The organism is Paraburkholderia fungorum (assembly GCF_902833645.1).
GTDB classification, from domain to species: domain Bacteria; phylum Pseudomonadota; class Gammaproteobacteria; order Burkholderiales; family Burkholderiaceae; genus Paraburkholderia; species Paraburkholderia fungorum.
Genome location: NZ_CADFGE010000020.1, coordinates 16,806 through 31,985 on the forward strand (window position 1 = coordinate 16,806; position 15,180 = coordinate 31,985).

The 15,180-nt window shown below is 60.9% G+C and carries 8 protein-coding genes; all 8 read right to left on the reverse strand.

Features of this window, described 5'->3' with window-relative positions; genetic code table 11:
• Positions 1-198 precede the first annotated feature (198 nt).
• A complete protein-coding gene (locus HWX91_RS38890) occupies positions 199-2,940 on the reverse strand; it encodes a TonB-dependent receptor plug domain-containing protein (protein ID WP_030103411.1) in 2,742 nt (913 codons plus the stop codon).
• Positions 2,941-3,323: 383 nt separating this feature from the next.
• On the reverse strand, positions 3,324-3,899 hold the full coding sequence (locus HWX91_RS38895; protein WP_028200667.1) for a helix-turn-helix domain-containing protein: 576 nt from the start codon (positions 3,897-3,899) through the stop codon (positions 3,324-3,326).
• Positions 3,900-4,202: 303 nt separating this feature from the next.
• Entirely contained in the window at positions 4,203-5,408 is a 1,206-nt protein-coding gene (locus tag HWX91_RS38900) for a tetratricopeptide repeat protein (RefSeq protein WP_102857325.1), read from the reverse strand.
• Between the two features lie 9 nt (positions 5,409-5,417).
• Complete coding sequence (locus HWX91_RS38905; RefSeq protein WP_028200669.1) at positions 5,418-5,849, reverse strand: ExbD/TolR family protein; 432 nt, start codon at positions 5,847-5,849, stop codon at positions 5,418-5,420.
• Positions 5,850-5,907: 58 nt separating this feature from the next.
• The gene (locus tag HWX91_RS38910) at positions 5,908-6,330 is read right to left on the reverse strand and encodes an ExbD/TolR family protein (RefSeq protein WP_028200670.1); all 423 of its coding nucleotides are present in this window, start codon (positions 6,328-6,330) and stop codon (positions 5,908-5,910) included.
• Positions 6,331-6,342: 12 nt separating this feature from the next.
• The gene (locus HWX91_RS38915) at positions 6,343-7,248 is read right to left on the reverse strand and encodes a MotA/TolQ/ExbB proton channel family protein (protein WP_030103409.1); all 906 of its coding nucleotides are present in this window, start codon (positions 7,246-7,248) and stop codon (positions 6,343-6,345) included.
• 77 nt (positions 7,249-7,325) lie between these two features.
• Positions 7,326-8,036, reverse strand: coding sequence for an energy transducer TonB (locus HWX91_RS38920; protein WP_102857324.1), 711 nt, complete (start codon positions 8,034-8,036; stop codon positions 7,326-7,328).
• Between the two features lie 973 nt (positions 8,037-9,009).
• Positions 9,010-14,907 carry an excinuclease ABC subunit UvrA gene (uvrA, locus tag HWX91_RS38925; protein WP_102857323.1) on the reverse strand — a complete coding sequence of 1,966 codons (5,898 nt, stop codon included), beginning with the start codon at positions 14,905-14,907 and terminating at the stop codon, positions 9,010-9,012.
• Positions 14,908-15,180 lie beyond the last annotated feature (273 nt).

Genomic DNA, 15,180 nt, shown 5'->3' on the forward strand with positions numbered 1-15,180 from the left:
CGCGCGTAGCTTTCCCCGCGGGCGCTGCGCCGCGGGTCGCTGGTCATCGTCGCTCGCTGCGGTCTTGCACGAGCATTGAACACGGAAAACTCCAAAGTACGTTTCTGACAACGTTGAACCGCTCCGGCACCGATGACAGCAAGCCGGAGCGGCTGACCGACTAGACAGACCGCGGATAAGTCACAAACGTCAAAGACTTCAGAAGCGGTACGTTGCACCAACCTGGAAGAAGCGGCCGATGTTGGTATAAAGCGACTGGTCGTAACCCGTGATATCCGGGGTGGCTTGCCACTCCACGTCGAACGGCGGTTTGCGGTCGAAGATGTTGTTGATACCGCCGTAGATCGTCCAGTTCTTGAAGCCGCGATACGATGCCATCAGGTTGAACTGGCTGTACGACGCCACCGACAGCGTGCCGCCGTCGCCGAACTCGGACGCCACCGCGTTGGTGTACGGGCCGGTGTACTGCCACGTCAGCGTGGTGGTCAGCTTGCGATAATCCCAGGAGAGGCTGGTGTTACCCTTCCAGCGCGGATTGGACGCACCGAACGGCTGCAGCAGCGCGAGGTTGTTGCCGGCGAAGTCCTGTGTCGGCGCACCCGGTGAATTCAGCTTGAAGTGCCACACGTAGGCCCAATCGCCTGCCAGCGTGAACGTGCCGTACTTCGTACCGACCGACTTGCGGAAGTTCATGTCAAAACCGTCGGTATCGAGCGAGCCGAGGTTGATGAACTGCTCCTTGATGTAGGCCACCGTGCCGTCCGGATTGCGGATCACGGTCGACGGGTTGTTCGCATCGATCACCGCGTTCGGATCGTTCGTGCCGATCACGCCGTCGATGTGGATCTTGTAGAACGCCGCACCGATGTCCGTCGACGAATCCGGCGACAACTGGAAGCCGATGTTGTAGTTCTTCGTATGCTCAGGCTGCAGCGCCGGATTGCCGTTGACCTGTTCCGTCGTGAAGTGCTTGGTCGGCACGCCGCTCGGGTCATTCGGGTCGACCAGGTTCTGGTGGGCCAGATACGTTGCCTGCGAGTTCTCAACCAGCGTCGGAGCACGGAAGCCGCGGCTGTATGACGCGAACGTCGTGAGCGCCTGGACAGGCTGGAAGCGCAACGCGAAGCTCGGCGAGAATGCACCACCGAAGTCGCTGTAGTGGTCGTAACGCCCAGCCTGCGTAAACGTCAGGTTCCGGATGATCGGAATATCGACTTGATAGTAAACGGCGGCCACGTTGCGCTCGCCGTCGACCGTCTGCACGTTGGCCGGCGCGGTGACCCCAAGCGCGCTATAAGTGCGCGAGTTGATCAGGTTGCTTTCGTGACGGAACTCCGTACCGAAACCGACACCGACCGGGCCACCCGGCAGATTGAACAGGTTGCCCGTCGAGGTCTTCGCCGTCACGCTATCGAGCTTGGAGATCGCCTGCTCGTAGTCGTTCTGGAATACGCCATTCAAACCGTTCGGCGTGGCCGACGGGTTCGAGAAGTTGAACACGCCGTTCTGCAGAATGTTCTCGACGCCTGCAACATTCAGCGCGTTGCCGTAGGTCGTGTCGACCGTACTCTGAGAATGGCCGTAGTCCGCGGACCAGTCCCAATCGCCGAACCTGGCGGTGGTGAACGAGCCCTTCACGCCGGTCATCGCCCGCCAGAAGGTCGACACCGTATCTGCGGAAACGGTGTTCGGGAAAGTGTAGTTGATCTGCGCCGGGGCGCCGAACGGGTTGTACGGGTTGGTTGCCGAGACGGTGCGGTTCAGCGGCAATGCCGAGCCGGTGGCGGGATTGAACGCGTTGGTCTGACTGCTCAGCACAGCCGGACCTTCGTTTTGCACCGTTTCGTTGCGGCTCACCCAGAGGTCCGCGTAAGCCTGAACATCGTCGTTGATCTTGAACGTGCCGCGCACTTTCGCGTTCAGGCGCGTCGTCGACGGGACCAGGGAGGTCTGGCTGGCAGGATTCGATTTACACTCCGCGCCGCCGTCCGCTGACACGCTGCCCGGAGGGCATGGGCTGAGTGCCGTCTTCGTGCCGTCCGGCGCGGTCCAGTATGATTGTTGATTCGGGCCGAGCGGGCCAGCGAGGCCACCAGGGAACTGGCTAAAGTCCTGATTCGCCGTCATGGAGCGATCGGCAAGCGAGGAGCCACTGTCGCGATAGTAGCTCGCTGCAGCGGTCACGTTGAAGCGATCGCCGTTCAGGTCGCCGATGCCGCCGAGCACACTGAAATTACCCTGCGCGTCGCCCGGATGCTGCGCCTTGCCGAGCTGGCCATCGATCTGCAGGCCCTGGAAATCCTTCTTCGTAATGATGTTGACAACACCTGCAATTGCATCCGAACCATACACCGAGACCGCACCGGTCTTCACGATGTCGATGTGGTCGATCATGTTGAGCGGGATCGAGTTCACGTCGAAGAACGTGTCGGTGAAGTTCACCGCCTTGCCGTAATTCGCCACCCGTTGTCCGTCCACCAGCACCAACGTGTACTTCTCGCTCAGACCGCGCAATGCAATGCCGCCACCGCCTTGCGCGGAGCTGTTCATGTTCGTTTGGCCCCAGCTGCTCCCCGAATTCGCAGACGTGCCGCGCAGGAAGTCAGCCACGGTCGTATAACCGCTTTGCTGGATTTCCTTGGGCGTGATGGTCTGCACCTCCGTGTTGCCGACCTTGTCCGACGTGCGGATGAGCGAACCGGTCACTTCAAATTTCTTAAGTTGCTGGACCCCTTTACCCGCTGGCGTCGCGGTGTTGCTATCCGCGGACGGCGTGGCAGCAGTATTTGCTGCCGGCGTGCTTTCCGTCGTCGTGCCTGCCGTAGTGCCGGTGGTGGCCGGCTGGCTTTGCGCAAACGCCGGTACGGCGATTGCGGCCGACAACGCCAGTTCAGCCCAGATTATTCTTTTGATGGCCAGCGCCAATGCCCTTTGTTTCATTTTTCCCCTTCTCGCTCGTCAATTAAGGCCACAGCTGTGTGTGTGAAGAGAGGTCTTGTGAACCTCCCCACTCGATATACGGCGATCTTGCGCCGCGCTCCGTTAAAGCAGGCCCGTTCTTCCGTTGCCCCGCAAACCGGTCAACAGCACACCGGACTGCGAAGACAAACGGGAAGACGGAACACTTCAGATACTTCAATATCGGACTACTTAGTTATTACAAACGAAATACGCAGCGCTTTCTAATCGTTTTCACTTCCACCATTTCGGACTCTGACTATTGAGGCAACACAATTCCAATCAGAGCCATTCCCGATTCAATCCTAAGCAATACTGAAAAACACAGAATGACCGCTTTCGACGAAAGCATGGAACAAAGGCATCTAAAACAATCTTGGCGTGCCTACCCAGACGACCACCGCTTCTTCCCGCGCGGTATTACACCAGGCATGAGGCACAGTGGACTCGTAATGGGCGGTGTCACCTGCCTGCAATACGAACGTTGTACCTTCTAACGTGAGCGATATCTGGCCGCTCATCACGTACAAGAACTCTTCCCCTGCATGCGTCGTAACTTCCGACGGGTTCTGCCCCACCGGCATCCTGACGAGAATCACTTCCAGCTTGCTGCCAACCGACAGATTCGTCAGCCGTCCAAAAAGATTCGCGGTTCCGTCGAACCCGAAGTATTTCAACTCGCTTCCTCGTTGCACCGACTTGCCTTCGGTTGGCGTATCGACAAAGTACTGGACCGTCACACCTAAAGCTCGGGCAATGCCAACTAACGATGTAATCGACGGCGTTGCATGACCTCGTTCCACCTGCGACAAAAAGGGCTTGGAGATTCCCGCCGTGGTTGCCACTTCATCCAGCGTGCGCTTGAGCCGTTGGCGAAGCGCGCGAATTTTGCTACCTATAGAAACTGCGACCTGTGCCTTGTTATCGAGTGGCAAAACCATAGCAAGACAGAATCCCGTAGTCAAAATTAGTTTGATAAAACGAAACTATGTTTCGTTGAGTTCAACATCCTCCCTAAGACATGCACGAGATACCTGGTTGGTTGCCGCGCTGGGCGACTCAATCAAGGCGATGGCGCAGACGCTTTCGTACTTGCTGCGAACCGGGCGATAGTTGCGCACGCAACTGCCCCCGTCTATTCGCAGCGGTCCGTATCCCGTTTGGTGAGAATGTGCCACCCGGTTCGATGCACGGACATCTCGGGGGCACTCCACAGGAAGAAACATGTCTGGACCGGGACGCCGTTACTTCGACGCCACCAGCACCCACAGGCGGGCGAGGTCGGCCGAACCATCGGTACCCTTCACTGCACGGAAGGCTTGCACGGCGCGCGCTTTGTCACCTGCAATGTAGTACGCCTCGCCGAGATGCAGTTGCGCCTGATCCGGATGATCGATTCCGCCTTTCGCGATCGCAGCGTCCATTGCCGCCAGACCCTGCTTGGCCTGGCCCGCGAAGACCTCGTTGAACGCGACATTGACCGGCGCGATGGGGTTCGCAGGATCAGCTGGCGCTTGCGCGCGTTTCGCGGCGAGAGCCTGCAACCGCTTCTCGCGATCCGACTGCGCATCGTGGCCCAGAACCCCCGACGCAAAGCCCTGATCGATGACCTGCTTGCCTTCTGCCGTAGTGCCGGCCACGATCGCGAGCTGCGTCATTTCCATGTAATCGTCAGCGGTAGTGAGCGAGCCGGTCGCACGACGCAGGCGGAAGGTGTCGATATCCAGCGCAGACGAATAGCCCGGCTTGCTGCGAATCGCGTTGAACAGATCCTCCCAGTAAGCCTGCTTCGGATGATAGGCCACCAGCTTTTCGAGCGTGCTGCGGTACGTCGCATCATCTTTCACGCGTTGCGCGCATGTGCCGAGCAGTTGCAGTTGCGACTCGTCGGGTGCGTGACCGGCGCGCACTTGCGCGTCGATGCCCGGTTTGAGCAGGCTCACCACACTGCCGCAATCGTTTGACAGGTAGTAAGACTGCACAAGCAATGTACGCATATCGGGGTCGCTGCCGCCCGACTTCAGATAACGTTGCGCGACCTTCGCCGACTGTGCGTAGTTTTTCTGCTGGAAGTAGATGCCGGCAAGCGCCGCGGTAGTGCGCTGCTCGTCCGCGCCGGTCAGGCGCCCCGAACCCAACAAGGTTTCGTAGGCCTGTGCGGCCACACCGGACTCGCCGGCTGCCGCTGCCGCAGCGCCGCGCATCTCCTGAATCATGTAGCTTTCATAGGGCGTTTTACCCGGCACGGCGTCGGCCTGCTCGATCTTCGTCAACGCGTCCTTGTACTTGTGCGCGCGATACAGATCCTGCGCGGCATTCAGCGGCTTCGCCACATCCGGCCGCAAGGTGTCGGCAGCATGAGATGTGACCGGCAGCACGACGAGCGCGGACAGCCCTCCGATAGCGGCCGCAATGACGGCACGTTTGAACCGTTGATGGATCGTTAGCATTCCACTTTCCTATTGCATGTACTGCTCGTTGCCGATCAGGCCGATTTTCGTCGCGCCCAGTCGTTGCGCGGACGCCATCACCTCCGCGACATCCTTGTACGGCACCAGCTTGTTAGGCCGCAGATGGATTTCAGCCTGAACCGGTTCGGCCGCTACCTGCGCAAGCCTGGATTCCAATGCCGTACGATTCGGCACTGGCTGACCATTCCAGGTCATGGTGCCGTCGAAGTCGATGTCGATCTGCACCACTTCCGGCTGCGTGATCGGCGGCGGCGGATTGCCGACCGGCAAGTTCATCTTGATGGCGTGCGTCTGAATCGGAATCGTGATGATCAACATGATCAGCAACACCAGCATCACGTCGATCAGCGGCGTGGTGTTGATATCGACCATCACATCCGGTTCGGAACCGCCACCGCCTGACGAAACGTTCATTCCCATGGTAGTTCTCCTGTCGATCGGAGTTAGTGCAAAGCTCTTACTCCGATCCCATGCAAAGCTAGCCCCCGCGCGCGGGCGGCTCAGTAATAAACGAAACCTTGGCGATACCCGCGCGCTCGCACGCGGTAATGACCCGGCCGATGAATTCGTAACGCGCGCTCTGGTCGCCCCGCACGTGCACTTCCGGTTGCGGCGTCATAACGGAGACGGTTTTCAGGCGCGCCAGCAGCGTAGGCCCATCCACCTGCTTCTCGTTCCAGAAGAAATCGCCGTCGCGGTTGACCGCGATGACGATACTTTTCGGTGTGGTCTGCAGCGGCTGGATCGTCTCCTTCGGCAGTTGCACCGGCACCGTATGCGTCACCACCGGAATCGTGATCAGAAAGATGATCAGCAGAACCAGCATCACATCGACTAGCGGCGTGGTGTTGATACTGGAGATGACCTCGTCGTTATCATCCTGCCCAACGCTCATAGCCATGACAGACTCCGCTTATTGGACCAGCGATGCTTCACGAGCCGAAGCGCGCGCCGAGCGCCGGCTACCGGCGAGCAGGACAGTGTGCAGTTGTGCGCCGAACGCACGAACCCGCTCCATCACCGACTTATTGCGGCGAACCAGGAAGTTGTAGCCAAGCACGGCCGGCACGGCGACAGCAAGGCCGATCGCGGTCATGATCAGCGCTTCGCCGACCGGGCCCGCGACCTTGTCGATCGAAGCCTGTCCCGCGATGCCGATTGCCGTCAGCGCGTGATAGATCCCCCACACCGTACCGAACAGACCGACGAACGGCGCCGTCGAGCCGACCGTACCGAGGAAGGCCAGACCGTCTTGCAGACGGTTCGACACGTTGGTGATCGCACGCTCGACCGACGTATCGATCCACGTGTTGCGGTCGACGGCTTCGAGCAGTGCTTCGTCGTGGTGCTCGCCTGCCTCGATAGCCGTTTCGGCGATGAAGCGGAACGGCGATGCTTCGTCGAGCAGCTTCGTACCTTCGACCAGCGACGGCGCAGTCCACAGTTGTTCATCAGCGCTCTTCGCACGACGGTTCGCACGGAACTGCTCGAAGAATTTGGTGATCATGATGTACCAGCTGCCCATCGACATGAGCACCAGCAGAATCAGCACGAAGCGTGCAACGAAGTCACCGTTCTTCCAGAGCGCGCCGAGGCCGTACGGGTTATTGACGGTTTCGGAGGTGGCCGGCGCCGGTGGCGGCGTCCCTTCGTCAGCGGCCGGGGCCACCGTTTGCGGTGCGGCGGTGGCAGGCGCCGCAGCCGACGCGGTCGCGTCGCTCGCTTGCGCGTGGGCCATTTGCGGTGCCACAAAGGTATCCACCGTGGTTACGGCGAACAACATGGTTGCCGCCAATGCGGCGAGAGTACGCTTCTTCATGCCTGCTCCAAGTTCATTAGTACAACTTCTAAACCAAGACTGATAAATCGCTACCGGTACCGAACAGCCCGTGGGTTTCAGTTCAGGTTAAACGAGAACGGAACTTGCACACGGACAGCCTGGCCTTGGGAAACGCACGTAAACTGCTTGACCGCATTGAAGGCAGCGCGATCGAGTGAGGAATCGTCCGCCGACTTGGCAACACGTTCATTCGTAATATGGCCCTGCGGGTCGACTACAAATTCAATCAGCACATCACCCGTCACGTTGTTTTCCTGCGCTTCCTTCGGGTAGCGAATCGACGAACGGATCTGATCCGAGTTCGGGCACACAACCCCTACTTCAGAGCTCACGGGCTTGCTCGGCGCGGGAGGCGCCGGCGGAGCGGGAGGCGCCACGGCGGGTGCGGAGACGACCGGTGCGGCCTGGTGCGTGATGGTCGGTTGGGGCGGCGTCTGTACTTGCACTTCCGGCGGCGGCACGAACGGCGGCGGCGGCGGTGCGAACTTCGGCGGCGGCAGTTGCACGGTGGGCAACGGCGGCGGCGGAGGCGGCTTCACCGGCTCAATGATCTTCGTTTCGATAGGATGCTGGATGACCTGCACGACCTTGGTGGCAAGGCCATTGATGAGTGCATAGATCAGCACGACGTGCAGGAGCAGAACAACTGCGATACCGCCAAAGCGGCGTACTGGGTTTTGCTGCTTGCGCCCAAACTCACGCGGGCGTCCTGGCCTCTCCATACGGGCCGTTGCTGCCGGAAATTGCCCTTCGACTTTCGTACCCACCTTTACTCCTCCGGCGTGAACCGTCCATTTCTGTAACTGCAGTGCGCTTACGTACGGCAAACAACGTTCACTTCTGGCGATCGCATCCATAGCCCGGCTTTTTGGTTTGCAGTCCAAAATTTAGCCGCTGGGCCCAAAACTTGATGCAATCGCACGGATAGGTCTGTGAGACGCCGAGACGGCACTTCACGTCGGACGAACAATCATCTAAGTAGAACTACTAATAGATTAAATTCGACCCGCTCATTTCCGTCTGGCATGAACATGCTGATGACAATTTGATCGAAGCGCGCTGCGGCCTTTGAACTTTTTGCGCGTTTGTCACCTGCATTTCATGGGAGGCAACAATAGCAGGACAAAAAATGCGGGGTCAAACTTTTTTTGATGGGAGCATACTAAGTTTAGAGAAGACACTCTAACTAATGCCGTATTCGCGTCGCTTTAAAAGAATAAGCGCGTGTCGAACAGATACGAGCGCGCCTTTCGCGGCTCGCCAATTGGGATGCAGCCGCTAATGCGGACTTACGTGGCACGCAAGGAACTGCTGCCGGGCCACTCGACAGTGCGTGGCGGAAAAGCCTGCTGGGCGGGCATTGCGCGAGGGTGGCGCGGCAGCATCGAGGGATCCCGAACAGATCATCCGACGTGCGTTTCAAGCGCTGCCAGCGGCCTGCGTCAAGGGCGGGAAGATAGCAGAAGAAAAACACCGCTTCCAATTCTTTTTAGCGGTATTTACGACACTCTAAATACATATTTCAATTACACCATTTTTATAATTACAAATGCATTTCAATTAATTACATATAGCAAACGCCAGCGATAGAGCTTAGCTCAGGCCATGCCCGGCATCTCGACGACACGTTTTTCGTGGAACGAAGGTGGCGGCTGGCTTGCGCGTACCTTGCACGCGCCATTTTTCGGGCTGAACAGGCAAACCGGAGCGGCGCGATGCCGATTGCCCCGCTCCGTTGCCTCACTCGTTCGTTTCCTCGCTCACAATGGCTTCGGTGTCATTCCGCGCACGCGCCAGCACGGGACGCAACGCCGCACCGGTATGGCTGGCCGCGACGCGAGACAGTCCTTCGGGGTCCGTCGCGGCGACGATCTTGCCACCACCCACGCCGCCTTCCGGACCGAGATCAATGATCCAGTCCGCCTCAGCAATCACGTCGAGATCGTGCTCGATGACGACGACGCTATGGCCGCCATCCGCGAGACGATGCAGCACGCGAATCAGCTTGGCGACGTCCGCCATATGCAGGCCGACCGTCGGTTCGTCCAGCACGTATAGCGTGTGCGGCGGCTTCTGACCACGGCGCGTGATGTCGTCACGCACCTTGCTGAGTTCGGTGACGAGCTTGATACGCTGCGCTTCGCCGCCCGACAGCGTGGGCGATGGCTGCCCAAGCGTCAGATAACCGAGCCCGACGTCTTTCATCAACTGCAGCGGATGCGCGATGTTCGAGATCGGCGCGAAAAACTCGACGGCCTCATCGATTTCCATGGTCAGCACGTCGCCAATATTCTTGCCGCGCCACGTGACCGCGAGCGTTTCCGGGTTGAAGCGCTGACCATGGCAGACGTCGCACGCTACCTTTACATCGGGCAGGAAGCTCATACCGATGGTGCGTACGCCCTGCCCTTCGCATGCGGGGCAGCGTCCCTCGCCCGTGTTGAACGAGAAACGCGATGCCGTATACCCACGCGCGCGCGCTTCGAGCGTGCCGGCGAACAACTTGCGGATCGCGTCCCACACGCCGATGTAGGTCGCCGGACACGAGCGCGGCGTTTTGCCGATCGGTGTCTGATCGACTTCGAGCACACGGTCGATGGTTTCCCATCCTGTGATCGAATCGCAGCCCTGCCATGCATGCGTGACGTTCAGCTGCGCACGCGGCGCCATGCGCGCCAGCACGCTCGAACGCCGATTCGCTGCCGGTTGGGTCTCGGCGGCCGCGCGAGCGCGCCGCGTGGCCGGCGAAGACAGCACCGAGCGCCCCACGGCATCCAGCAGATTGGTCATCAGCACATCGCGCGCGAGGGTCGATTTGCCCGAACCGCTCACGCCTGTCACCGCGACCAAGCGTGAGAGCGGAATGCCGACAGTGACGTTCTGCAGGTTATGCAGTTTGGCGCCATGCACTGTCAGCCAGTTCTCCGGCACAGCGGCTGTGCGCTTGGTGGGTGCGACCACCTCCCGACGCGGTTGCAATGGATGCACGATCGGACTAGCCAAAAACTGCCCGGTCAGCGAATCGGGTTGAGCCGACAGGTCAGCCACACTGCCCTGCGCGACCAGCGTGCCACCGCGCTTGCCCGCGCCCGGTCCGATGTCGATAATGTGGTCAGCACGCCGAATCGTGTCCTCGTCGTGCTCGACCACCACCAGCGTATTGCCCTTTTCCCCCAGTTTGCGCAGGGCATTGAGCAGAATCTGGTTGTCGCGCGGATGCAGGCCGATGGTCGGTTCGTCGAGCACATAGCAGACGCCCTGCAGGTTGCTGCCCAGTTGCGCGGCGAGCCGGATACGTTGCGCTTCGCCACCCGAAAGGCTCGGCGCCGCGCGATCGAGACTCAGATAACCGAGCCCGACCTCTTCCAGAAATTGCAGGCGGCTACCGATTTCGCTGACCACGTCGCGAGCGATTTCCGCGTCCCGGCCGGTCATTTCCAACGTGTCGATCCACGCACGTGTGTCTGACACTGTCCATTGCGCAACGTCGACAATAGCCTGTTCGCCGAACGTGACCGCGCGCGCGGTGGGGTTAAGACGCGTGCCGCCACAATCGGCACACGGCTCGTCGACGAGACCTTCCGGTTCCTGCTCCTCGGAAGGCAAGCTCTGCTCGCGGCCACGGTTGTCGTCGACGACCACGGTGTCGTCGTACGCCGCGCGTTGTTCGCGTGTCAGTGCAAGGCCCGTTCCGACACACGTGGTACACCAGCCATGTTTGCTGTTGTACGAGAACATGCGTGGATCGAGTTCGGGATAGCTGGTGCCGCATACCGGACAGGCTCGCTTGGTGGACAGCACTTTCACCGTGCCGACTTTCGCCGTGGCGCGGCCGCTGCTGATCGCGTTGTGCAAACCGTCGAGCGGCGCCAGCAGATGCATGACACCCTTGCCGATTTCCAGCGTCTGGTCGAGCGCCTGACGCAGTTCCGCTTCGTTATCCGACGACACCACGAGGTCGGTCACCGGCAATTCGATGGTGTGCTCGCGGAAGCGATCGAGCTTCGGCCACGGGTCCACCGGCACGAACTCGCCATCCACGCGCAGATGCGTATTGCCGCGCGCTTTCGCCCACTTGGCGAGATCGGTATAGACGCCCTTGCGATTCACGACCAGCGGCGCGAGAAAACCGACGTGCTGCCCTTTGTGATCGCGCAGCAACTGCGCCGCGATCGATTCGACGCTTTGCGACGTGACCGGCGTGCCGTCATGGATGCAATGCTGCAGACCGAGTTTCACGTACAGCAGGCGCAGAAAGTGCCACACTTCGGACGTAGTCGCCACGGTGCTCTTGCGGCCGCCGCGCGACAAACGCTGTTCGATCGCGACGGTTGGCGGAATGCCATACACAGCGTCTACCTCGGGCCGTCCTGCCGGTTGCACGATGGAACGTGCATACGCATTCAGCGATTCGAGGTAACGGCGCTGCCCTTCGTGGAACAGAATGTCGAAGGCCAGGGTGGATTTGCCCGAACCGGACACGCCGGTAATCACGTTGAATTTGCCGTGTGGGATATCCACGTCCAGCGCTTTCAGATTGTGTTCGCGCGCATTGACGATGCGCACCACGTCCTCGCCTTCGATCGCCCGCCGCGCCCGCGCCGCGCTCAACGCTTTTTGCAGCGGAATGCCCTGCGATGCCGGTTCGGCCCCCGTATTCATGGCCCGGTCGTATTGCAGCAGCGCCTCGCCGGTGTGCGATTCCGCGCACCGCTTGACGTCTTCCGGCGTGCCCGCGCACAGAACCCTGCCGCCACCGTCGCCACCCTCTGGGCCGAGGTCGATCAGCCAATCGGCCGCGCGGATCACGTCGAGATTGTGTTCGATCACGATCAGCGAATGTCCGCTCGCCAGCAGCTTGCCGAATGCCTGCATCAGCTTGGCGATGTCGTCGAAATGCAGGCCGGTGGTCGGCTCGTCGAACATGAACAGGCGTTTGGCAACCGGTTGTTTCGTGCTGCGCGCGGTGCGCGCCTGCGCCGATTCCGCGAGGAAACCGGCGAGCTTGAGCCGCTGGGCTTCGCCGCCGGACAACGTAGGCACGGGTTGGCCCAGCTTCACGTATTCGAGACCCACGTCGACGATTGGCTGCAGCACGCGCAATACTTCGGCATCCTTCGCGAAGTAGGCAGTGGCTTCGCTCACCGTCAATTCCAGCACATCGGCAATGCTCAACGCACGCGCCGGTTCACCGCGCTCGATTTTCACTTCGAGCAGTTCCGCGCGATAACGGCGCCCATCGCAATCCGGGCAGCGCAGATAAACGTCGCTCAGGAACTGCATTTCGATGTGTTCGAAACCCGAGCCACCGCAGGTCGGGCAGCGCCCGTCGCCGGAATTGAAGCTGAACATGCCCGGACCGTAACCGCGTTGCTGGGCGAGCGGCGCCTTGGCGAAGAGCTTGCGGATTTCATCGAATGCGCCGACGTAGCTGGCCGGATTCGAGCGCGCGGTCTTGCCGATCGGCGACTGGTCGACAAATACCACGTCGGTGACCTGGTCGGCGCCCGTCAGGCTTCTGAATGCGCCGGGCGATTCAGTGGCGAGGCCGAAGTGCCGCGCCATGGCCGGATACAAGACGTCCTGCAGCAAAGTGGACTTACCTGAGCCTGACACGCCCGTCACGCAGACGAGCCGCTGCAGCGGAATTTCGACCGTGACGTCGCGCAGATTATGTTCGGTGGCGCCTTCGAGCACGATGCGCGGCGTGCTGTCATCCACCGGACGTTGCGACCAGTGTGCCGCGTCCGCCACGTGCCGGCGCCCACCCAGGTATTCACCGGTCAGCGTACCGGACGAACGGATTGCCTCAGGCGCACCGTCGTAAATGATCGAACCGCCACGCTCGCCCGGGCCCGGGCCCATGTCGATCAGACGATCCGCCGCGAGCATCACCGAGGGATCGTGTTCGACCACCACCAGCGTATTGCCCGCATCGCGCAGCCGATGCATTGCCTCGACGATCCGGTTCAGATCGCGCGGATGCAGGCCGATGCTCGGCTCGTCAAGCACGAACAGGGTTTTGGTCAGGGACGTGCCGAGCGCGGTGGTCAAGTTGATCCGCTGCACCTCGCCGCCGGACAGCGTGCGGCTCTGCCGGTCGAGCGTCAGATAGCCGAGGCCGACATCGCAAAGATATTTGAGGCGCGTGCGCACTTCGGCGAGCAATAGCTTGAGCGCGTCGTCGAGCAACGCGCTGGGCAGGCTGATTTCGTCGAAGAAACGCCGGATACGCTCGATCGGCATTAGCATCAGATCGTGCACGGTCAGACCCGGCAACGACTCTAACTGCGCCCGCTTCCATTCGACGCCACGCGGCATGAAGCGCTTGCCGGGCGCCAGCACTTCGTCCGCATTCTGCTTGCTGCCGAGACGCCACAACAACGACTCCGTTTTCAGACGCGCGCCGCCGCAGGTTTCACATGGCGTATAACTGCGGTACTTCGACAGCAGCACGCGGATGTGCATCTTGTACGCTTTCGACTCGAGATATTCGAAGAAGCGTTTGACGCCGTACCAATGGCTTTGCCACTTGCCGTTCCAGTCTGGCGACCCGTTGATGACCCAGTCGCGCTCGGCGTCTGTCAGTTCGCCCCACGGCGTGCCGCGGCGGATATCGGCTTTCGCCGCGTAGCGCATCAGGTCGTCCTGACATTCTTTCCAGGCCGGTGTTTGCATTGGCTTGATCGCACCGTCGCGCAGTGTCTTGCGCGCGTCGGGAATCACGAGACCGAGGTCGACCCCGATCACGCGGCCGAACCCGCGGCAAGCTTCGCACGCACCGTAAGCCGAGTTGAACGAGAACAACGCCGGCTGCGGGTCCGCATAGCGCAGATCGCTCTCCGGGCTGTGCAGGCCGGTGGAGAAACGCCAGATTTGCGGCTCGGCAGGATTCGTGGTGCCCAAAGTCTCCGGTGCGTCTGGCGTGGCCGGCAACACGTAAATATTGACGCGGCCGCCACCGCGCTTGAGCGAGGCCTCGATGGCCTCGACCACGCGCGGCTTCTCGACCGCGCTTAGACGGAAGCGGTCGGCCACCACGTCGAGCAGCTTGCGCTTGCCGGTGGGCGAATCGACTTCGCGCTGTGCCTGCACCCGCGTGTAGCCGCTCGCGGAAAGCCATTGCTCCACTTCCTGCTCGGAAGCCGTTTCCGGCAGTTCGACCGGAAACGTGACGACCAGCCGCGGATCATGCTCCGCGGTGCGTTCGAGCAACTCGGCGTAAATCGTTTCGGGCGTGTCGTGGCGCACCTGCTGCGCGGTCTTGCGGTCGAACAGTTCGGCCGCGCGCGCGTAGAGCAGTTTCAGGTGGTCATTGAGTTCCGTCATCGTGCCGACGGTGGAGCGCGAACTGCGCACCGGGTTGGTCTGGTCGATCGCGATGGCGGGCGGCACGCCGTCGACCCGGTCGACTTGCGGCCGGTCCATGCGGTCGAGAAACTGCCGGGCGTAGGCGCTGAAGGTTTCGACGTAGCGCCGCTGCCCTTCCGCGTACAAGGTGTCGAACACGAGACTCGACTTCCCTGAGCCGGACGGCCCGGTGACGACCGTCATTTCGCCGGTTCGTACGTCGAGATCGACGTTCTTCAGGTTGTGCTGGCGCGCGCCGCGAATGCGGATAGTTCCGTTAGATGCCAATTTTTCCGACCGTCTGAATAAGTGGACCACCTCTCACGGACGCCTCGCGACCGCGCAAGTTCGGTACGCCCGGCTGGCGGGAGGACACGCCTGGGAGGCCGGGTTATAGGGGGCTACTATACTGTATATTTATACAGTTTTCCACGACGCGACACAGTTGCGCAGTAACCGCGCCATAGGCCATGACCGGCGGCGCGGGGACGCCCCAATCAGCCGGTCAGCAGGCGTTGAGCCGTTTTAGATGGGGCGCGCCGCGCACAGGAAATGGCGGCG

Excerpts from the sequence above, each read along its gene's own strand:
- HWX91_RS38890 (WP_030103411.1), bottom strand. The coding sequence starts at position 2,940 with ATGAAACAAAGGGCATTGGCGCTGGCCATCAAAAGAATAATCTGGGCT.
- HWX91_RS38895 (WP_028200667.1), bottom strand. The coding sequence starts at position 3,899 with ATGGTTTTGCCACTCGATAACAAGGCACAGGTCGCAGTTTCTATAGGT.
- HWX91_RS38900 (WP_102857325.1), bottom strand. The coding sequence starts at position 5,408 with ATGCTAACGATCCATCAACGGTTCAAACGTGCCGTCATTGCGGCCGCT.
- HWX91_RS38905 (WP_028200669.1), bottom strand. The coding sequence starts at position 5,849 with ATGGGAATGAACGTTTCGTCAGGCGGTGGCGGTTCCGAACCGGATGTG.
- HWX91_RS38910 (WP_028200670.1), bottom strand. The coding sequence starts at position 6,330 with ATGGCTATGAGCGTTGGGCAGGATGATAACGACGAGGTCATCTCCAGT.
- HWX91_RS38915 (WP_030103409.1), bottom strand. The coding sequence starts at position 7,248 with ATGAAGAAGCGTACTCTCGCCGCATTGGCGGCAACCATGTTGTTCGCC.